We start from the raw sequence: 18,696 nt of genomic DNA, 5'->3' as shown, positions 1-18,696 counted from the left end.
CTACCCCGATCCCGCCATGACACCTCTTGAGCGTTACCAGGCTGACCTGAAGCGTCCCGATTTTTTCCACGACGCGGCCCAGGAAACTGCGGTGCGGCACTTGCAGCGTCTGTATGACGATCTGATCGCCGCCGATCGCAGCAAGGCGGGGCTGATCGGCAAGCTGTTCGGCAAGAAGCAGCAGGAACCGATCAAAGGGTTGTATTTCTGGGGCGGCGTTGGCCGCGGCAAGACTTACCTGGTCGATACTTTCTACGATGCGCTGCCGTTCAAGCAGAAGATGCGCACCCACTTCCACCGCTTCATGAAGCGCGTGCACGAAGAAATGAAGACCCTCAAGGGCGAGAAGAACCCGCTGACCATCATTGGCAGGCGTTTCGCCGACGAGGCACGGGTGATCTGCTTCGACGAGTTCTTCGTCTCCGATATCACCGACGCGATGATCCTCGCCACGCTGCTCGATGAGCTATTCAAGAACGGCGTCAGCCTGGTCGCGACCTCCAACATCGTGCCGGACGGCCTCTACAAGGACGGTCTGCAGCGGGCGCGCTTCCTGCCGGCCATCGCCCTGCTCAAGCAGCATACGGTCATCGTCAACGTCGACAGCGGCATCGATTACCGGCTGCGGGCGCTCGAGCAGGCCGAGCTCTATCATTGGCCGCTCGGCACCGAAGCCGAAGAGAGCCTAGAGAAGAGCTTCCGCAGCCTACTCACCGAAAACTGCGAGGCGCAGGAAAACGAAGCCCTGATGATCGAAAACCGGGCGATCAAGGCGCGCAAGGTCGCCAACGACGTCGCCTGGTTCGAGTTTCGCGAGCTATGCGACGGGCCCCGCAGCCAGAACGACTACATCGAGCTGGGCAAGATCTTCGAGGCGGTGCTGGTTTCGAACGTCGAGCAGATGGGCGTCGCCAAGGACGATATGGCGCGGCGCTTCATCAACCTGGTCGACGAGTTCTACGACCGCAACGTCAAGCTGATCCTGTCGGCCGAAGTCGAGCTGAAAGACCTCTATACCGGCGGGCGGCTGGAGTTCGAATTCCAGCGCACGCTGAGCCGTCTGCTGGAGATGCAGTCCCACGAGTTCCTTTCGCGCCCGCATAAGCCCTAAGAAAGCAGCTGGAAGCTTGAAGTAAAGGCGCTTGCAGTTTTAACGCTGCCCCGAACGCTTCCAGCTTCCAGCTTCCAGCTTCCAGCTTCCAGCTTCCAGCTTCCAGCTTCCAGCTTCCAGCTTCCAGCTTCCAGCTTTTAGCTGCTCTTGTGCCGATACTGCTGGCGGTACTGGTTGGGCGTCAGCTCGGTGTGCTGGCGGAACAGCCGGGCGAAGAAGCTCGCGTCGTCGTAGCCTACTTCATAGCTAACGGTCTTGATGCTCTTGCGCGTCGATGACAGCAATCCCTTGGCCGTCTCCACGCGCAGCCGCTGTAGGTAATGCAGCGGCTTATCGCCGGTGGCGGCCTGGAAACGGCGCATGAAATTGCGGATGCTCATGCCATGCTGGCGGGCCACGTCCTCGAAGCGGAATTTTTCGGCGAAGTGCGCTTCGAGCCATTCCTGGATCTGCAACACGCTGGTGTCCAGGTGCAGCTTCTGGCCACCGAAACCGATACGGCCGGGGCTGTAGCGGCGCTGCACCTCGAAAAGCACGTCGCGCGCCATGCCCTGGGCCACGTTCGGCCCGCAGAACCGCTCCACCAGGAACAGGTACAGATCGCTCGCCGACGTGGTACCTCCAGCGCAGTAGAGGTTGTCGCTGTCGCTCAGATGCTTGTCCGGGTTGAGCTGGACCTGGGGAAACCGGCGGGCGAACTCCTCGGCGAAACGCCAGTGGGTGGCGCCCTGCTTGCCATCGAGCAGACCCGCCTGGGCCATCCAGAACACCCCGGTGGCTTCGCCGCAGATGACGGCACCCGCCTGGTGGCGCTCGCTTAACCAGGGCGTCACGCCGGGATAGCGTCGGCAGAGCGCGTCGAAGTCACCCCAGAAGGCTGGCAGGATAATCACGTCGGCCTCGTCCAGCGCACTGTCCACGCCGATCTGCGTGCCGCTGAAGGTGGTCACCGACCCACCGTTCGGGCTTACCAGGCGGCTCTTGAGCGTCGGCGTCTCGAGGCCGAGCTGGAGGGCGTGGCGCAGGGCGGCCATGTGGAAGAAATCCTGGGCCTGGGTCAGGGTAGAGGCGAACACGCCATCGGTGGCGAGCACGCTGATGCGTTTGATGCAGATCGGGTCAGGCATTGAGGGTGTTTTCTAATTGTTGTGAGATGCCAAGGCGTATCGGCCTAGTTACGGCATGATCGTCTTGCTTTTTCCCGGCACTGTCCAGTTAGCCATAAGTCGCCTGCGATGAACCGGTCGGCCGCTTCTGCATCCAATCTCCCATCACCTTGGAGGAGTTCATGAGCGTTCCCGAACCTCGCTACGCCTCGCCCTTTGGCGACTGGGATGGCAGCACCGCCGCCGCCCGTGAACTGCAGAAGACCCTCGCGGCGCAGGTGCGCCTGGAAGACGATTTCGGGCTGCTGAAACTGATCGCCGGCGTCGACGTTGGCTTCGAAGAGGGCGGGGCCATCACCCGCGCCGCGGTCGTGCTGCTCGATGCCAGCACCCTCGAGCCGGTCGCCCAGAGCCTGGCGCGTATTCCCACCTCGATGCCTTACGTCCCTGGCCTGCTGTCGTTTCGCGAGCTGCCTGCGGTGCTGCAGGCGCTCGAGGCGCTACCGCAGGTGCCTGACATGATCTTCAGCGACGGCCAGGGCATCGCTCATCCGCGCCGGCTTGGCATCGCCGCTCATCTGGGCGTGGTGACCGGGCTGCCGACCATCGGCGTGGCGAAGAAGATCCTCACCGGCCGCCATGAAGAGCTGGCGCTCAACCGGGGCGCTCAGGTCGACCTGCTCGACAAGAGTGGCGACGTCATCGGCACGGTGCTGCGCAGCAAGGACAAGGTGCGCCCGCTGATCGTCTCGCCGGGCAACCGGGTCAGCCTCGCCAGCGCGCCGCGGCTGGTGATGGACTACGTGACGCGCTACCGGCTGCCGGAGCCGACCCGCCTCGCCGATCGCCTGGCATCCCGGCGTGATCGTCAGGCAGCGGACCAGCCGCAGCTGTTCTAGCTCCGGCGAAAACCGTGTGTTGAGCGGCTCGACGCTTTAAGCTGGGGGACCCTTCGACCAAGGAGCCTCCATGCAGCTGGATCCCGCGACCGGCTGGTGCCAGGGCATCAGTCACTGCCCTTCGCCCAATTTCAATGCGCGCCCCGCAGGTGAGGTGTCCCTGCTGGTGCTGCACAACATCAGCCTGCCGCCCGGGTGCTTCGGCACCGGCAACGCGCAGCGGCTTTTCCAGAACTGCCTGGACCCCGCCGAGCATCCTTTCTTTCAGGAAATCGCCGGCCTCAGGGTTTCGGCACACTTTCTCATCGAGCGCGACGGTGCGGTCACCCAGTTCGTCTCGACGCTCGATCGCGCCTGGCATGCCGGCGTCTCGTGCTTCTGCGAGCGGGAGAATTGCAACGATTTCTCCATTGGCATCGAGCTCGAAGGCACCGATGATCAGCCGTTCACCGAGGCCCAGTACGAGGCGCTGATCGCGTTGTGCCAGCTGCTGCAGCGGCACTATCCGGCGATCACCCCCGAGCGTGTCTGCGGCCACAGCGATATCGCGCCGCAGCGCAAGACCGATCCTGGCCCGTTCTTCGACTGGCGCCGTCTGGTTGCCGCCTCGATCTGTACCGAAACAAGGAGCGTGATGTGAGTTTTCTGGTTCTGCTACTGGTGCTCTTGGTTGAAAAGTTCTCGTCGCTGCGCCTGGCTGTACAGCGCGACGGCTGGTGGCTGTCCCTGCAGGCGCGCCTCCAGCAGTCGCTGGGCGACTCGCCCTGGTTGCTCCTGGCGCTGCTCGTGCTGTTGCCGGTGATTGCGCTGGCCCTCCTGCTGGCGGTGCTCGAGCCGCTGGCTTATGGCTTGCTGGTCCTGCCGGTGCACCTGCTGGTGGTGCTCTACAGCCTGGGACGAGGCGATGTGAAGCGGCAGCTCGGGCCGTTTCGCGACATGTGGCGGCGCGAAGACCGAGAGGGCGCCTTTCTGGCTGCCGAGCGGGACCTCGGGCTGACCGACGACAGCGAGCGCGGGTTGTTCGAAAGGGTCGAGCGGCACCTGCTCTGGCAAGGCTTCCAGAGCTTCTTCGCGGTGATCTTCTGGTACATGCTGCTCGGCCCGCTGGTGGCGCTCGGCTACCGGCTGCTGGCCTTGGTCGCCGAGCACGGCGCGAACCAGGGGCTGCGCGAGCGGGCCTCACAGGTGCGCCACGCGCTGGACTGGCTGCCGGTGCGGGCGTTGACGGCGAGCTTCGCGCTGGTGGGCAACTTCGTGGCGGTCAACCGGGTCTTGCTGCCCGAATTACTGCACTGGGACTTGCCTGCCGGTCGCCTGCTCGGCCAGGCAGGGCCGGCGGCGGCAGATCTCGACGAGCGCTTCATCGGCGAGCCTGGCGTGGCTCGCCTGGATGCGCTCTGGGCCCTGCTGATCCGTGCTGGGGCGCTCTGGTATGCGGTCTTCGCCGTAGTCACGCTGCTCGCCTGAGCAGCGCCGCGTTCCGCTGCCATTCCCCGTGGGCCCTGCTCATTCTCAGCAGCGCCCATCCTTCCCGCTTATGGCGGCACATCGCCATTGCTTAAGTTGGCTACTGCCCCGCCGATATCCCGTATAACGATCTCAACTCTGACGAGCTCCGCAGCCAGCCGGCTGCGCCCCAATAACAATACGGGAGACGTCTTTTGAAGCGCCTGCTCAATCCTGCAGTGGCGATGATGAATCGCCTGAGTTTCGGCATGAAGTTCAGCCTGATTAGCGCGCTGTTCTTCGTTCCCATGCTGCTCACCAATTACTTCCTGGTGAAGGAATCCTACCGCGAGTTCGTCGCGACGCAGGTCGAGCTGCAGAGCCTAGAGCCGCTCGCTGCGGGTTTGTCGCTGCGCCGCGACCTGGAAGACTGGAGGGACCTGGCGCGGATCGAGGTGATCATTGGTCAGGCCGGCAACTCCCAGGCCCTGAGCACGCGCATGGGGCGAGCGCAGGAGGCGGTGACGCAGCGGCTCGGCGCACTGGTACCGGTTGGCGAGGAGGCCGACCAGATTGCCGAGTTCACCTTGCGCCGCGACGCGCTGGCCGCAGCGTTCGAGGCGGCGCGCAACGAAGCATCGCTGCAGTCCAAGGTAGCGATGGCTGAGCAGGTACTCGGTCATGCCCAGGTGCTGATCAGGCTGATCGCCAATCAGTCGGGCCTGAGTGTCGACACCCAGAGCGACGTGCGCCAGATCAGCGAACTGCTCACCACTGCAACCCCTGCCGTCACAGGGCTGCTGGCCGAGGCCCGGGCAGTCGGTGCCTACACGTTCGGCCAGGGGTTCCTCAATTCCGACGCGAGCAACGCGCTGGACAACCTGGTGCTGGAGCTGGAAAAGACCCAGGCTCAATATGGCGCCCAATTGCAGGACGCGCTGGCGCGCGTCGGCACCGACCGCGAACGGTTGCAGGCCCAGGCCGAGGCCAGCCGCGATTCGCTGCGGGTCGGCAGCGAGCTGATCCAGGACGAAGTGATCATGGCCGACGCATTGGACCAGCCGTGGGAGCAGTTCTACGACCGGCTCACCGCCGAGATGGCCAAGACCTACGCGTTCAACGATACCTCGCTGGCGTTTCTCCATCAGCGTCTGGGCGAGCGGCTGCAGGGCAAGCAGTTGGAGATGACCCTGCTGTTGGCGGCGCTGGCGCTGGTGTTCGTGCTGGTGGTCTACCTCTACAGCGCCTTCTACGTGTCCACCCGTGCGTCTCTGTCGGCGCTCGGGCGTGTGCTCGATCAGGTGGCCGCAGGCGACATGACGGCTCGTTTCAAGGTGCAGAGCCGCGACGAGATGGGCGAGCTGGGGCAAGTATTCAACGCCTCGATCACCCGCATTCGCGAACTGATCGAACGGGTCGGGCAGACGGTGGGCGAGGTCAACCGGCAGGCCGGCGCGGTCGAGGGCATCGCCGCCGACAGCAGCCATGCGGTGACCGAGCAGCGCGGCCAGATCGACCAGGTCGCCACCGCGATGAACCAGATGTCGGCTACCGCCCAGGAAGTGGCGAGTAGCGCATCCGCGGCGGTCGACGGTGCCCAGGCGGTGAACCGAGAAACCCAGAGCGGGCGAGGCCTGGTGGACGCGCAGGTCGACAGCATCCAGCGTCTGGCCGGGGAAATCGAACAATCGGTGAGCGTGATCAACCAGCTGGTCACCGATAGCACGGCGATCAGCCAGGTGCTGGATGTGATCAAGGCCATCGCCGAACAGACCAACCTGCTGGCACTCAACGCGGCGATCGAGGCAGCACGCGCCGGCGAGCAGGGTCGAGGCTTCGCGGTGGTCGCCGACGAGGTACGTAACCTGGCGCGACGCACCCAGCAGTCTACCGCCGAGATCGAGCAGATGATCGCCCGGCTCCAGTCGGGCGTCGGCGCGGCGGTCAAGACCATGCACGCCAGCCATCGCATGGCCGATGACACGGTCAGCCAGTCGGCACAGGTTCAGCAGGCCCTGCAGAACATCCTCACGGCGGTGGGCATGATCGTCGACCAGAACCAGCAGATCGCCGCCGCTGCCGAAGAACAGACCGCCGTGGCCCATGACATCGATCAGAACATCGTCGCCATCAGCCAGGCCGGACAGCGCACCGCGCAAGGAGCGGGGCAGGCCGAGCAGGCGAGCCGCGAGCTCACCGCTCAGGTGGCTCAGCTGCAGCAGTTGATCGGTGCGTTCAGGGTTTGAGCGTCGGCAAGGACGAACTGCGTGACAATCGCAGGCGTATGCGTGGTTGATTTGGCGATGTGTCCCGCTGGACTGACGTGTAGCAAACAAGCCCTGTTCATTGCTCCGGGAATAACCGTTATTCCCGCCAGCCGCCTACCTGATCACCGGCGGATACCGAAAGATGGCGACCACGATGAACACCGCGTTCGTCGACCCACTTCGGAGTATCCGCCGTGTCGCTGCAAGACAAACTCGATGCCTTCAAGGCCGAATTCAAGGCTGGCAAGCCACCGTTTAACGCCCCTGCGCATATCCATCCCATCATGGAGCGCGCCACCGCGGAGCTGATCGCCAGCGGCCAGGCCGCCCGTGCCGTGAAGGCAGGGGAGCGCGCGCCAACCTTCGAACTGGTCGACCAGAATGGTCAACCGGTGTCCTCCGCCGAGCTGCTCGCCCAGGGGCCTCTGGTAATCAGCTTCTACCGGGGCGTTTGGTGCCCATATTGCAACCTCGAGCTGCAGGCGCTCAACGAGATACTTCCGCGCTTGCGCGAGCTGGGCGCAAACATGGTGGCGATCTCACCGCAGACACCAGTGAACAGCCGCAAATCGGTGCGCACCCACGAGTTGGGCTTTCCCGTGCTCAGCGACCTGAGCGGAGCGGTGGGCGCCTCGTTCGGCCTGAGCTTCGCGCTGCCCGATTACCTGGTCGAGCTGTACAAGGCGCTGAAGAACGACTTGCCGACCTTCAACGATGACCCGAGCTGGACGTTGCCGATGCCGGCGCGCTACGTGGTCGCTCAGGATGGCACCGTGCTGTATTCCGAAGTGAACCCGGATTACACCCACCGCCCCGATCCGTCGGAGCTGTTCCCCGTGCTGGAAAAGGCCCGCCGCGGCTGACCTGTCGCGCCGCGCCCGCTTGGCGCGGCCATCCCCTTTGTCTGGAGTTCGTCATGACGACACGTACCTTTCTCATCACCGGTGCCACCAAGGGCATCGGCCTTGCCCTGTCGGAACGGTTATCCCGCGCCGGTCATCGAGTGGTCGGTATTGCCCGAGAGCACGCGGCTTTCCCCGGCGAACTGGTCTGCCTGGACCTGGCCGACCGAGCCGCCACCGATGCCGCGCTACGCGAACTGACGGCGCGGCATGCGTTCGACGGCGTGGTGAACAACGTCGGTCTGGTCAGGCCGCAACCGCTCGGCGAGGTCGATCTCGACGCGCTCGACAGCGTCCTGGCGCTCAACCTGCACCCGGCTCTGCAGACCGTCCAGGCGCTGTTGCCGGGCATGCGTGAACGCCGCTGGGGGCGGGTGGTTAATCTTTCCAGCTTGACCATTCTCGGCATGACCCAGCGCACCGCCTACGCGGCGGCCAAGGCCGCGCTTGTGAGCTTTGCCCGCAGTTGGGCGCTGGAGCTGGCCGGCACCGGCATCACGGTCAACGCGGTGGCGCCCGGCCCGACCGAGACCGAGCTGTTCCGTGCAGGCAACCCAAAAGGCAGTGACGGGGAGAAGCGGTACCTCGCGGCAGTGCCCCTGGGACGTTTCGGCAAGCCGGAGGAGATCGCAGCGACCATCGCCTTCCTGTTGTCGGAGGAGGCCGGCTTCATGACCGGTCAGACGCTGTATGTCGACGGCGGGGCGTCGATCGGCAAGGCGGCGTTCTGACGCGGCGAGGATCAGGCGGGCAGGGACGTGCCGGTCTGCGCTGCCATGGTTTCTTCGACGAATTCGATGAACGCCTGCGCCCGAGAGGTGACGCGCCGGCCGGCCGGGAACACCGCCCACAGGTCCACCGGCGGCAGCGCCCAGTCGTTCAGCACGGCCTGGACGGTGCCGTCCGCCAGTTCGGGGGAGAACATCCAGTGCGAGGCCACCGCCAGCCCGATGTCGCTCAGCACCGCAGTGCGTATCCCCTCGGCGGCGCTCACCCGCAGCCGGCCGGAGACGCTCACCGCAACCTCGCGGCCCTGCTGGCTGAACGCCCAGGCCTCGCCGCCGCCACGCTGGGAATAGACGATTGCCCGATGACCGCTGAGGTCTGCCGGGGTGCGCGGGATGCCCTCCGCGGCGAAGTAGGCGGGGGTGCCGACGACTCGGCGTTGACACTGCGCGAGCCGCCGAGCGGTCATCGCGGAGTCGTCCAGCGTACCCATACGCAACGCCACGTCCATGCCTTCGCCAAGCAGGTCGATGACGCGGTCGTCCAGGGTCACGTCGACCTCCAGCTCCGGGTAGCGGTCCATGAACCCCTTGAGCGCCGGCAGGATGTGCAGCCGGGCGAAGGTAGTCGCCGCACTGACCCGCAGCACGCCGGACAAACCGCTGGCGGAAATGCGCGCTGCTTGCTCGGCTTCGTCGGCGGCTTCGATCGCACGGCGCGCATGCTCGTAAAATCGTTGGCCCGCGTCCGTTGCTGTCAGCCCGCGCGTGGAGCGCATCAGCAGCGGCGTGCCGAGCCGTGTCTCCAGTTGTGCGATGGCTTTGGACACGGCCGGCTGGCCGAGCTTGAGCCGTCGCGCCGCGGCCGAGAAGGAGCCGGCCTCCATCACGCTGACGAAGGTTTCCATGGCAGTCATGCGATCCATAGCGATGGGTCCTTGGCTCGAGCGGGGCGGTGACGGGCGAAGCGCAAGTGTAGGGAAGGAGTGGGCGATTGGGATAGGCGGGGTTGTGGCCTCATCGGGGCTGGCCGGCAGCGCCCGGGCGACTCTCGGGCCGCTCGCACTCACCCCCAGCCGAACAGCTCGCAGGTGTTCCGGTAGCTGGCCTCGGCCAGTTCTTCGGAGCCGATGCCACGTAGCTCGGCCAGTTCGCGGCAGATGTCTGGGAGGAACTCCGGGCTGTTGCGCTGGCCCGCATGGCTGAAGGGCGTGATGTCCGGGGCGTCGGTTTCCAGCACGATGCTTTCGAGCGGCAGTTGCTTGAGTACCCGATGCATGCGGTGAGCCTGAGGCCAGGTGCCGGCACCGCCGAGTCCCAGCTTGTAGCCCAGGCGGATGTATTCGCGCGCTTCTTCCCAACTGCCGCTGAAGGCGTGGGCGATGCCGGCGCGCTTGAGCTTGCGCTGCTTGAGCGCGGCGATCATCGGCGCGTGGGCGCGGCGCACATGCAGCAGCACCGGCAGCTCGAACTCATCGGCCAGGTTCAGTTGCGCTTCGAGCAGCTGTTGCTGACGCTCCTTGTCCGGATCCTCGATGTAATAGTCCAGTCCGATCTCGCCGATGGCGCATAGCTTGTCTTCGCCACACAGGCGTCCCAGCCAGTGCCTCAGCTCGTCCAGGTGCTCGGGGCGATGGTCGGCAAGAAACACCGGGTGCAGGCCGAGCGCTGCGTGCACCCCCGGCTCATCGAGTGCCAGTTGCCAGACCCGCTGCCAGTTGGCCTGGTGCACACCGAGTACGATCAACCGCTCGACGCCGGCCGCCTGGCAGCGGGCGATGACCTCGTGGCGGTCGTCGTCGAAATGCTCGAAGTCGATGTGGGTATGGGTGTCGATCAGGGGCACGCGGGTCTCCGGTGGACGGCTGGAGCTTACGCCCGGTCGTTCATTCGGGCTCGATTTGGATATTGCTGACGCCCAGTTCGTCCATCCGGCTGCGTTCGCTCCGCTGCTCCGGGCTTTCCCAGGGGGCGTCCACCGCAGCCCGAGGTTCGCGGACATGGTGCAGGAGAATCTCCAGTTCAGCTTGCTCGATGCTCGGCTCCTCGAACGAGCTCATGCTCAGCGAGGCGGGGTTGCCATTGATCAGGTAGTGGATGCGGTAGCGCTTGAAGTCGGTCATCGCGATTCTCGGTCGGGCGGTTCTGCACTATCGGACCACTAAAAGCCGTTCAGTCTCCCTTCGATGCCCGCTGTTCTTCGTCGAGCAATCGCGCCTTGCGCTCCACCCCCCAGCGATAACCGGTCAAGGCGCCGTTGGCTCCGACCACGCGGTGGCAGGGCACCAGCAGCCCCACCGGATTGCTGGCGCAGGCGCGGGCCACGGCGCGCGCGTGGCTGCCCAGTTCGGTGGCCAGCTCGCCGTAACGGCGCGTCTGGCCTGCCGGGATCTCCTGCAGCGCCTGCCAGACGCGCTGCTGAAAGGCGCTGCCGCGCAGATCCAGCGGCAGGCGGGCCGCGCGGGCGGGTTCGTCCAGCTGCTCGACGATGCGTTGTAGCCAGTCGCCCAGGCCCGCCTGATCCGGCTCCAGCTGCGCCGCGGCGAAGCGTTCGCGCAGTTCGGCTTCGAGTGCTGCCTGATCGTCGCCGAACAGCAGCGCGCAGATGCCTTGCGTACTCGCGGCCACCAGCAAAAGCCCGAGGGGGCAGGGCGCTACCGCGTAGCTCAGGGTTTCGCCAGCGCCACGGGCGCGGCGCTGGCGCGGGGTCAGGCTGGCCGGGGCACGGTAAAGGGCGCGGCTGTCGGCGTAGCCACAGTCCAGGGCGGCGGCCAGGACGGTTTCGGCTCCCGGCAGCTGGGCCTCGAGGCGCTGACGCCGCCGGGCAGCCGCCCAGGCGCCAGGGGATAGTCCGGTCCGGTCCTTGAAGGCGCGGCTCAGGTGGGAGGTGGACAGGCCGATGCGAGCGGCCAGCAATTTGAGCGTCATGTGCTCGTCCGCTTCGAGCAGCCGGCAGGCGGCCGCCACCAGCTCGTCGAGCTGCGCCGAGGGGCTGAGGCCGGTCGGCGAGCAGCGCAGGCAGGGGCGATAGCCCGCCGCGACGGCTTCGTCGGGGCTGGCATAGAAGGTCACGCCCTCGCGTCTGGGCCGGCGCGCCGGGCAGCTGGGGCGGCAGAAGATACCGGTCGAATGCACGGCGAAGACGAAGCGATCGTCGAAGCGTTCGTCGCGTTCGCACAGGGCTTGCCAGCAGCGGTCGAGGTCGAGCATGGGCGGCTCCGTCGGGTGATGGGACCATTGTCGGCCCGGTCGCTCGCGACTGCCACCGTCAGATGCGCTTTCAAACTCGTTGCCCGGCGTGGAAGCCTGTCGGCGATTGCCGTAACCTGAGAGCCACGCCTCGAACGAAAGGACCCGCAAGCCGCTGATGAAAACGCCCAAACGACTCGAACCATTGCTCGAGGATGGACTGATCGATGAAGTGCTGCGTCCGCTGATGAGTGGCAAGGAGGCAGCGGTGTATGTGGTGCGCTGCGGTGACGAACTGCGCTGCGCCAAGGTGTACAAGGAAGCCAACAACCGCAGCTTCCGACAGGCCGTGAAGTACCAGGAAGGCCGCAAGGTAAGGGGCAGTCGCGACGCCCGCGCGATGGCCAAGGGTACCAAGCACGGCCGCAAGGAGCGCGAGGAGAACTGGCAGAATGCCGAAGTGGCGGCGCTGTTCCGCCTGGCCGATGTTGGTGTGCGGGTCCCCAAACCCTACGATTTTCTCGACGGCGTGCTGCTGATGGAGATGATCGCGGGCGAAGACGGCGATGCAGCCCCGCGCCTGAACGATGTGGATCTGCATCCGGACGATGCCCGTGAGTTCCATGCCTTCATGATCGGCGAGGTGGTGAAGATGCTCTGCGCCGGCCTGGTGCATGGTGACCTGTCCGAATTCAATGTGCTGCTCGATGCCGAAGGGCCGGTGATCATCGACCTACCGCAAGCCGTGGATGCCGCCGGCAACAACCATGCGTTCGAGATGCTCGAGCGTGACGTTGGCAACATGTCCGCCTACTTCGGCCAGTTCGCGCCGGAGCTGCGCTACACCCGCTACGCCAAGGAAATGTGGGCCTTGTACGAGGAGGGCAAGCTGACGCCAGAAACCGAGCTGACCGGTGAGTTCGCCGAGCCCGAGGACGCCGCCGACCTTGACGCGGTGATGCGCGAGATCAAGGCGACGCTGGCCGAGCAGGCCCGCCGCGAGGCCTTGCGCAACGCCGAAGACGCGCCGAACGACGAACCGCCCACCCCACCGTGGATGCGTAACTGAACCAGGCAAGGCGCTGCGCCCTTTAGGTCGACGGGCGCGGCATTGCCGCCCTGTCACTGGCGCAACAGAGGGTTCGCCGTGCAGGTTGCGGTGTCCGCCTCTTCCTCTGTCAGGACGCGCGAACCCGCCGGTCCATCCCACCCCAATTCCAGCCTCCAGCCTCCAGCCTCCAGCTTCCAGCTTCCAGCTTCCAGCGTCTTACGGCTCCGACTGGACCTGCCAGCCGCCGCCGAGGGCGACGAACAGGGCGACCTGCGCGGTAGCCAGGGCGGTGCGGCCTTCGAGGGCGCGCTGCCTGGCCTGCAGGGCGCCACGCTGAGCGTCGAGCACTTCGCTGAGGTTGGCTTCGCCGAGGCGGTAGCTGCGCTGCGCCAGATCATAGGCGCGCTCACGGTGGCGCAAGGTGGTGTCCAGCGCGCGATACCGGCGTTGCTGGCCATCGATGCGGACCAGGCCGCGCTCGACTTCCTCCAGGGCATTGGCGACCGTCTGTTCGAAGGTCATGTACGCCGTGTCGCGTTCGGCATCGGCCAGGTCGATGGCGGCGCCGCGATTGGCGAAATCGAGAAATGGCAGGCCAAAGGTCGCGCCGAGGCGGGCGAAGTTCGACGCGCTGCCGATCTCGTTGTTCAGGTACGTGCCTGAGCGTCCCACCGCGGCCTGCAGGGCGATGCGCGGAAAAAGGTCGCGGCGGGACGCCAGGGCCTGCAGATCGGAACTTTCCAGGCGCGCGGCCTCGGCGATCAGGTCCGGACGGCGACGCAACAGGTCGATGGGCTGGCCCGGCGCGATGGACAGGTTTGCCAGCGGCACGGGCGAATGGGCTGCGTAGTCCCGCGCCATGCTACCCGGCGGCAGCGCCAGCAGTGTGTCGAGGGCCAGCCGGGCTTCGGCGAGGTTGATGTCCAGTTCGCCCAGGTCCGCTTCCAGCGAGGCCCGCTCGGCCGAAGTCGCCTCCACGTCCAGGCGCGTGACGTCACCCGCCTCGAACAGCAGGGCAGAAATGCGCTCCAGGTCCCGGGCCACGTCAATGCCTTCTTCGAGCAGAGCACGTTGCGCCTCCAATGCACGCAGCTGGATGTAACCCTGCGCTGCGTTGGAGGCCACCGCCAGGCGGGCGGCGATGGCCTGGGCCTGGGCCGAGCGAACCTGATGCCGGGCGCTGTCGGCGCGTGCGCGGGTGGCGCCGAACAGGTCCAGCTCCCAGGTCGCCTGCAGTGCCAGTTCCCAGCTGTCCAGGCGCAGGTTGTCATCGAGCCCCAGACCGGCCAGCGGGCTATCCGGGGGGATGTCCTGATCGTTTTCTATCCACTGGCGGCTGGCTGAGCCGGGTAGATCCAGGCTCGGAAAAAGCCCGGCGCGCGACTGGCGCAACTGCGCCCTGGCGCTGTTGACGCGCAACATCGCCAGCTGCACATCGCGGTTGCGCTCCATGGCCGTCTGGACCAGACGGGTCAGCTCCGGGTCGCCGAAATGCCGCCACCAGTCGGCCAGGGCCTGCTCGTCGGCCGGTTGCGTCGAGGCGGCGCCGAACCAGCTTTCGGGCAGCACGGTCGGCGGCTGCTCGGGCACGCTGGAGCAGGCGGCCAGGCCAAGCGTCAGCGCCAGCATTGCGGGCTTGAAGGGCGATAGCCGGATCATTGCACCTCCTCCTGCTTGACGCCCATCAGCAGCAGATAAAAGCAGGGCACGGCGAGCAGCGTGAGCAGGGTCGCGAAGCTCAGGCCGCCCATGATGGTCACGGCCATGTTGGCGAAGAAGGGGTCGAACAGCAGCGGCACCATGCCCAGCACGGTGGTGCCGGCCGCCATGGCCACCGGCCGCAGGCGCGACGCCGAGGCTTCGATGATTGCCGTCAGGCGCGGCACCTGTTCCTCGATCTGACGATCGATCTCATCGACCAGCACCACGGCGTTCTTGATCAGCATGCCGGTCAGGCTGAGCAGGCCGAGCAGGGCCATGAAGCCGAACGCCTGCCCGGTCGCCAGGAGCGCGACAGTCACCCCGCAGATGGCCATCGGCACCACCATCCAGATCATCAGCGGCTGGCGGACCTTGGCAAACAGCAGCACGGTGACCAGCACCATCGCCAGGAAAGGCAGCGCCAGGGTGCTGGCCAACGCTTCCTGAGCATCGGCCGACTGCTCGTAATCGCCACCCCATTTCAAGCTGTAGTTGGTGGGTAGTTCGATGCCTTCGATCAACGGACGGATGCGGGCCAGGGCATCGTTGGTGTTCTCCCCGTCCAGCGGTTCGGCACGGATGGCGATGGTTCTCACCCGGTCGTAGCGGCGGATCATGGTGTCTTCGCTGACCACGTCTACCCCGTCGGCGACTTGCGCCAGCGGCACGTAGTCGGTGATCGCCGGGCTCCAGATCAGCCGCTGCAGCAAGTCATCGGGGCCGGCGCGGTCCTGTTCGGTGGCGCGCAGCAGGATTGGAATCAGTTCGTCCTTCTCGCGAAAGAGGCTGACCTGGCTACCCTCGGTCGCGACGGCCAGCGAGCGCGCCACCGCTTGCCGGGTGAGTCCGGCGTCGGCCAGCCGCTCCAGCGCCAGTCGTGGTTGCAGGGTCAGCACCGGCGGGCGCCAATCGTCGCGGATGTTCAACACCTGACCTTCGTCCTGTAGGCGCCGCTGGCCCTTGGCCGACAGTTCGCGCAGCACCTCGATGTCCGGGCCGCTGATGCGGGCCTCGAGCTTGGACTCGGCGTTGGGGCCGAACATGAAGCGTGCCGCGGCCACATCGCTGCCCGGATAGCGCCCGGGCAGCGTCTGGTTGATCTCGCGTACCAGGCCGTCGATCACCTCGGCGTCATCGGTGCGTACCAGAAAATGCATCAGCGACGGGTTCGGCTGTTCCGGCGCATAGGTGAGCATGAAGCGCGAAGCGCCGGAGCCGATGTAGGTTGAAACGTCGGTTACCCCGTCGAGTCCGGACAGGTAATTCTCCAGGTCCTGCGCGGTGCGGCTGGTGTCGTGGATGTGGGTGCCCTGTGGCAGGAACAGGTTGACGTAGAACAGCGGCGTGCTCGACGGCGGGAAGAAGCTCTGTGGGACTCGGGTGAAGCCGAACATGCAGGCGACGGTGAGGATCACCAGGGCGCTGATGGTCAGGCCTGGATGGCGCAGCACGCCGCGTGCCGTGGCGCGGAAGCGGTCGTAGATCGGGCCGCTATAGAGGGACTGGTCGTCGCCCATGTCCTGCTCGGGCTCCTTGCGCTTGCGTTCGAGCAGGTAGTAGCCGAACAGCGGCACGATCAGCAGGGCGAGAATCCAGCTCAGCAGCAGCGACACGGCAATGACGAAGAACAGCGAGAAGAGGAATTCGCCCGTGGTGTCCTGCGACAGGCCGATGCCGGCAAAGGCAAGGATGCCGATCACGGTCGATCCGAGCAGCGGCCACTGGGTCTGGCTCAGCACTTTCTGCGAGGCCTTGAGGATGGACATGCCGCGGCGCTGCTGGATCAGCATGCCATCGCAGACCACCACCGCATTGTCCACCAGCATGCCCATGGCAATGATCAGCGCGCCGAGGGAGATGCGTTCGAGTTCGATGCCGCTCAGCCACATCACCATGAGCGTGCCGAGCACGGTAAGGAACAGCACCGAGCCGATGATCACACCGGCGCGCACCCCCATGGCCAGGCAGAGCACGCCCACCACGATGGCGACGGAGAGGAACACGTTGAGCGCGAAGCTGTTCACCGACTCGTCGACGATCTGGTGCTGCTGGTACAGCGGATGGAGCTCGGCGCCCAGCGGCATGCGGTGTTCCAGCGAGGCGAGGGTGGCCTCCACGGTACGGCCGACGTCGACGATGTTGCTGCCGGAGATGCCACTGACGCCGAGGGTCAGCGCGGGTTGGCCGTTGTGGCGAATGATCTGCACCGGGCGTTCGGCATAGTCGCGGCGGATCTGGGCGATGTCGCCCAGGTCCACGCTCTGCGCGCCCTGGCCGACCGGTAGCGCGCGCAGGGTTTCGAGCGAGTCGAAGGAGCCGGTCGGGCGGATGCGCACGAACAGCTCGCCGGCATGCACGCCGCCGGCCTCGACCACCGCGTCGGCGTCTGCCAGCGCCGCGCTGATTTCATCCGGCGACAGGCGCAAGGCGGCCAGGCGCGCCTGATCCACCTCGACCAGGATCCGCTCCTCCTGAACCCCGGCGATGTCGACCTTGGCCACGCCCTCGGCGGCCAGCAGGCCGCGGCGCAGCTCCTTGGCCGTCTCGTGCAACTCCTTGAGGGTGAGGCCGTCGCCGGTCAGCGCATAGTAGATGCCGTAGACGTCACCGAAGTCGTCATTGACCACCGGCACCTGCGCATCCGGTGGAAGGTCGCCCTGGGCGTCGCTGATCTTGTTGCGCAGTTCGTCCCATACCTGGGGCAACGCGTCGCCGGCGATGCTGTCGAGGATCTCGACACGGATTTCCGCCTGACCGACCATCGAACGCGAGCGGATCTCCTTGATCTGCGACATCTGCTGGATGGCGCTCTCCAGCGGTTCGGTCACTTCCTGTTCCACCTCCAGCGCCGTCGCGCCGGGGTATTGCACGTTGATGATCGCTTCCTTGATGGTGAACTCAGGGTCTTCGAGGCGGCCGATCTCGAAGAAGGCGACAATCCCGCCGAACAGGCAGATCAGCACCAGCACCCAGGTATTGACCGGCTTGCCGATGGCATAGCGTGCGAAATCCATCGGCTCAGTTCCGCTGTTTGGCTTGGATGGGCTGGCCTTCGGACAGCTTGCTGCCGCCGGCAACGACGATCTGCGCATCGGCGCCGAGATCGGTACGGATCACGACCTGCTCACGTTCGACGCCAAGCACCTCGACGGCGCCGCGCTGCGCCTGGCCGTCGACGGCGAGCCAGACGAAATGGCTGCCGTCCGACGCGGTCTGCAATGCCGAGACCGGCATTCGATAGTGGCCCTGGCCCTGCTGGCTGGGCGCTGCGGGGCGCTGCAGGCTGACACGCAAGGCCATGCCGGGCAGCAGGTTGTAGTCGGCGGGCGGTTCGCCCTGAAGGATCAGACGATAGGTACGCGAGCCTTCGCGTGGCTGGGTGCTGTGCTCCTTGTAGCGCAGCGGCAGGGTCACGTCCTCGGCGATCACCAGCTGGCCTTCGGCCTGCAGTTGTGGACCCAGCGGAATGCTCAGGGCTGCGTTCTCGGAGAGGTCGACGCCGACTTCCACGTGCTGGTTGTCCTGCATGCGCAGGACAGGCGTGCCGCTGCCGACCACCATGTCCGGTTCGGCCATGCGCTGCGCGACCACGCCGTCGAAAGGCGCCGTCAGGGTGGTGTAGCCGATGTTGCGCTGGGCGGCGTCACGCGCCACGGCCGCGGCCACCAGCTCGGCTTCCAGCGGCTCGATGGCCGCCGGCGCAAGGATGCCCTCAGCCAACAGCAGGCGCCTGCGTGCCAGGTCCGCCTGGAGCTGGCGATGGCGGGCACTGGCTTCACGCAGTTGGAGTTCGTAGTCGGTGCGATCCAGTTGGGCCAGCGGCTGGCCCCGTGTTACCCGCGCGCCTTCGTCGACCAGGATGCGTTCGATCCGTCCGGACACCTGGAACGACAACTCGGTGGTGGTGACGCTTTCGACCTCCCCGGCGAAACGCAGCGCCTCGGGCTCCGGCTCGGCCGGCTTGAGCGTCTCGACGAAGGCGACCCGCGGCGGCGGTGGTTGCGGTTCTTCTTCCGCGCAGCCGGACAGCACCAGCAGAGTCAGGGTCATCAGCAGAGTGACGGGGCGAAGGTTTCGCATGGATCGGCGCGTGGAGAAGGGCAGCATCCGGGCTCCTGCTCGGGTATCGACGTGGCGGCGTATCGGCGCTTTGAGGGTAGCAAAGTAGACGCCTGCGTCTGGTTTTGGTTCGTAACCAGAAGGCATACGTGCGGCAGTTGGCAGCAGTACCCAAGGTGTGAAGCGCTTGACCCGGTTTAGTTCTATGGGATCCTTGCCAGCCTGGAGTCGCCATTTAAC

Annotated in this window: 16 protein-coding genes; 8 read left to right on the top strand and 8 right to left on the bottom strand. The window is 66.0% G+C overall.

Annotation, left to right across the window (positions count from 1 at the left end; all coding sequences use genetic code 11):
• Window positions 1-16 precede the first annotated feature (16 nt).
• A complete protein-coding gene (zapE, locus tag G7026_RS19250) occupies window positions 17-1,111 on the top strand; it encodes a cell division protein ZapE (protein ID WP_181072575.1) in 1,095 nt (364 codons plus the stop codon).
• A 137-nt stretch (window positions 1,112-1,248) separates the two neighbouring features.
• Here the strand turns inward: zapE and G7026_RS19245 are convergent, their stop codons facing one another.
• Window positions 1,249-2,238: a GlxA family transcriptional regulator gene (locus tag G7026_RS19245; RefSeq protein ID WP_181072573.1), complete on the bottom strand. Its 990-nt coding sequence runs from the start codon at window positions 2,236-2,238 to the stop codon at window positions 1,249-1,251.
• Window positions 2,239-2,399: 161 nt separating this feature from the next.
• On the opposite strand from G7026_RS19245, the gene nfi reads away from it, so the two are divergent.
• The 6 genes from nfi to G7026_RS19215 all read left to right on the top strand — a co-directional run bounded on the left by nfi (window position 2,400) and on the right by G7026_RS19215 (window position 8,462).
• On the top strand, window positions 2,400-3,116 hold the full coding sequence (gene nfi / locus G7026_RS19240; RefSeq protein ID WP_181072572.1) for a deoxyribonuclease V: 717 nt from the start codon (window positions 2,400-2,402) through the stop codon (window positions 3,114-3,116).
• Window positions 3,117-3,186: 70 nt separating this feature from the next.
• The gene (gene ampD, locus G7026_RS19235) at window positions 3,187-3,756 is read left to right on the top strand and encodes a 1,6-anhydro-N-acetylmuramyl-L-alanine amidase AmpD (protein ID WP_181072570.1); all 570 of its coding nucleotides are present in this window, start codon (window positions 3,187-3,189) and stop codon (window positions 3,754-3,756) included.
• On the top strand, window positions 3,753-4,583 hold the full coding sequence (gene ampE / locus G7026_RS19230; protein ID WP_181072568.1) for a regulatory signaling modulator protein AmpE: 831 nt from the start codon (window positions 3,753-3,755) through the stop codon (window positions 4,581-4,583). The genes ampD and ampE overlap by 4 nt, the downstream gene beginning before the upstream one ends.
• Before the next feature lie 194 nt (window positions 4,584-4,777).
• On the top strand, window positions 4,778-6,808 hold the full coding sequence (locus tag G7026_RS19225; protein WP_181072566.1) for a methyl-accepting chemotaxis protein: 2,031 nt from the start codon (window positions 4,778-4,780) through the stop codon (window positions 6,806-6,808).
• Between the two features lie 215 nt (window positions 6,809-7,023).
• Window positions 7,024-7,692, top strand: coding sequence for a peroxiredoxin-like family protein (locus G7026_RS19220; protein WP_181072565.1), 669 nt, complete (start codon window positions 7,024-7,026; stop codon window positions 7,690-7,692).
• Between the two features lie 53 nt (window positions 7,693-7,745).
• Window positions 7,746-8,462 carry an SDR family oxidoreductase gene (locus tag G7026_RS19215; protein ID WP_181072563.1) on the top strand — a complete coding sequence of 239 codons (717 nt, stop codon included), beginning with the start codon at window positions 7,746-7,748 and terminating at the stop codon, window positions 8,460-8,462.
• Window positions 8,463-8,473: 11 nt separating this feature from the next.
• On the opposite strand, the gene G7026_RS19210 is transcribed toward G7026_RS19215, so the two are convergent.
• The 4 genes from G7026_RS19210 to ada form a co-directional block, all read right to left on the bottom strand.
• Entirely contained in the window at window positions 8,474-9,382 is a 909-nt protein-coding gene (locus tag G7026_RS19210; RefSeq protein WP_181072560.1) for a LysR family transcriptional regulator, read from the bottom strand.
• Between the two features lie 140 nt (window positions 9,383-9,522).
• Window positions 9,523-10,302, bottom strand: coding sequence for a TatD family hydrolase (locus G7026_RS19205; RefSeq protein WP_181072559.1), 780 nt, complete (start codon window positions 10,300-10,302; stop codon window positions 9,523-9,525).
• Between the two features lie 40 nt (window positions 10,303-10,342).
• Window positions 10,343-10,579, bottom strand: coding sequence for a hypothetical protein (locus G7026_RS19200; RefSeq protein WP_181072557.1), 237 nt, complete (start codon window positions 10,577-10,579; stop codon window positions 10,343-10,345).
• Window positions 10,580-10,628: 49 nt separating this feature from the next.
• Entirely contained in the window at window positions 10,629-11,666 is a 1,038-nt protein-coding gene (ada, locus tag G7026_RS19195) for a bifunctional DNA-binding transcriptional regulator/O6-methylguanine-DNA methyltransferase Ada (protein WP_181072555.1), read from the bottom strand.
• A gap of 157 nt (window positions 11,667-11,823) precedes the next feature.
• On the opposite strand from ada, the gene G7026_RS19190 reads away from it, so the two are divergent.
• Window positions 11,824-12,714 (top strand): PA4780 family RIO1-like protein kinase, encoded by an 891-nt coding sequence (locus G7026_RS19190; RefSeq protein WP_181072553.1) that lies wholly within the window; start codon window positions 11,824-11,826, stop codon window positions 12,712-12,714.
• A 198-nt stretch (window positions 12,715-12,912) separates the two neighbouring features.
• Here G7026_RS19190 and G7026_RS19185 read toward each other — a convergent pair whose 3' ends face one another.
• From G7026_RS19185 to G7026_RS19175, 3 genes are read right to left on the bottom strand one after another with little or no spacing between them, the layout of a single operon-like run.
• Window positions 12,913-14,355 carry an efflux transporter outer membrane subunit gene (locus tag G7026_RS19185; protein WP_181072551.1) on the bottom strand — a complete coding sequence of 481 codons (1,443 nt, stop codon included), beginning with the start codon at window positions 14,353-14,355 and terminating at the stop codon, window positions 12,913-12,915.
• A complete protein-coding gene (locus G7026_RS19180) occupies window positions 14,352-17,411 on the bottom strand; it encodes an efflux RND transporter permease subunit (protein ID WP_181072549.1) in 3,060 nt (1,019 codons plus the stop codon). The genes G7026_RS19185 and G7026_RS19180 overlap by 4 nt, the downstream gene beginning before the upstream one ends.
• A gap of 4 nt (window positions 17,412-17,415) precedes the next feature.
• Window positions 17,416-18,477, bottom strand: a complete 1,062-nt coding sequence (locus G7026_RS19175; protein WP_181072547.1) for an efflux RND transporter periplasmic adaptor subunit — start codon at window positions 18,475-18,477, stop codon at window positions 17,416-17,418.
• Window positions 18,478-18,696: the final 219 nt, after the last annotated feature.

Source organism: Stutzerimonas azotifigens, from assembly GCF_013522725.1.
Lineage (GTDB): Bacteria > Pseudomonadota > Gammaproteobacteria > Pseudomonadales > Pseudomonadaceae > Stutzerimonas > Stutzerimonas azotifigens_A.
The sequence above is the reverse complement of the archived record's forward strand: the minus strand, read 5'-3'. Positions and strand labels throughout refer to the sequence as shown.

Bases quoted from the DNA above. Each gene is read 5' to 3' on its own strand.
- zapE (WP_181072575.1), top strand. From the start codon at position 17: ATGACACCTCTTGAGCGTTACCAGGCTGACCTGAAGCGTCCCGATTTT.
- G7026_RS19245 (WP_181072573.1), bottom strand. From the start codon at position 2,238: ATGCCTGACCCGATCTGCATCAAACGCATCAGCGTGCTCGCCACCGAT.
- nfi (WP_181072572.1), top strand. From the start codon at position 2,400: ATGAGCGTTCCCGAACCTCGCTACGCCTCGCCCTTTGGCGACTGGGAT.
- ampD (WP_181072570.1), top strand. From the start codon at position 3,187: ATGCAGCTGGATCCCGCGACCGGCTGGTGCCAGGGCATCAGTCACTGC.
- G7026_RS19215 (WP_181072563.1), top strand. From the start codon at position 7,746: ATGACGACACGTACCTTTCTCATCACCGGTGCCACCAAGGGCATCGGC.
- G7026_RS19210 (WP_181072560.1), bottom strand. From the start codon at position 9,382: ATGGATCGCATGACTGCCATGGAAACCTTCGTCAGCGTGATGGAGGCC.
- G7026_RS19200 (WP_181072557.1), bottom strand. From the start codon at position 10,579: ATGACCGACTTCAAGCGCTACCGCATCCACTACCTGATCAATGGCAAC.
- ada (WP_181072555.1), bottom strand. From the start codon at position 11,666: ATGCTCGACCTCGACCGCTGCTGGCAAGCCCTGTGCGAACGCGACGAA.
- G7026_RS19190 (WP_181072553.1), top strand. From the start codon at position 11,824: ATGAAAACGCCCAAACGACTCGAACCATTGCTCGAGGATGGACTGATC.
- G7026_RS19185 (WP_181072551.1), bottom strand. From the start codon at position 14,355: ATGATCCGGCTATCGCCCTTCAAGCCCGCAATGCTGGCGCTGACGCTT.
- G7026_RS19180 (WP_181072549.1), bottom strand. From the start codon at position 17,411: ATGGATTTCGCACGCTATGCCATCGGCAAGCCGGTCAATACCTGGGTG.
- G7026_RS19175 (WP_181072547.1), bottom strand. From the start codon at position 18,477: ATGCGAAACCTTCGCCCCGTCACTCTGCTGATGACCCTGACTCTGCTG.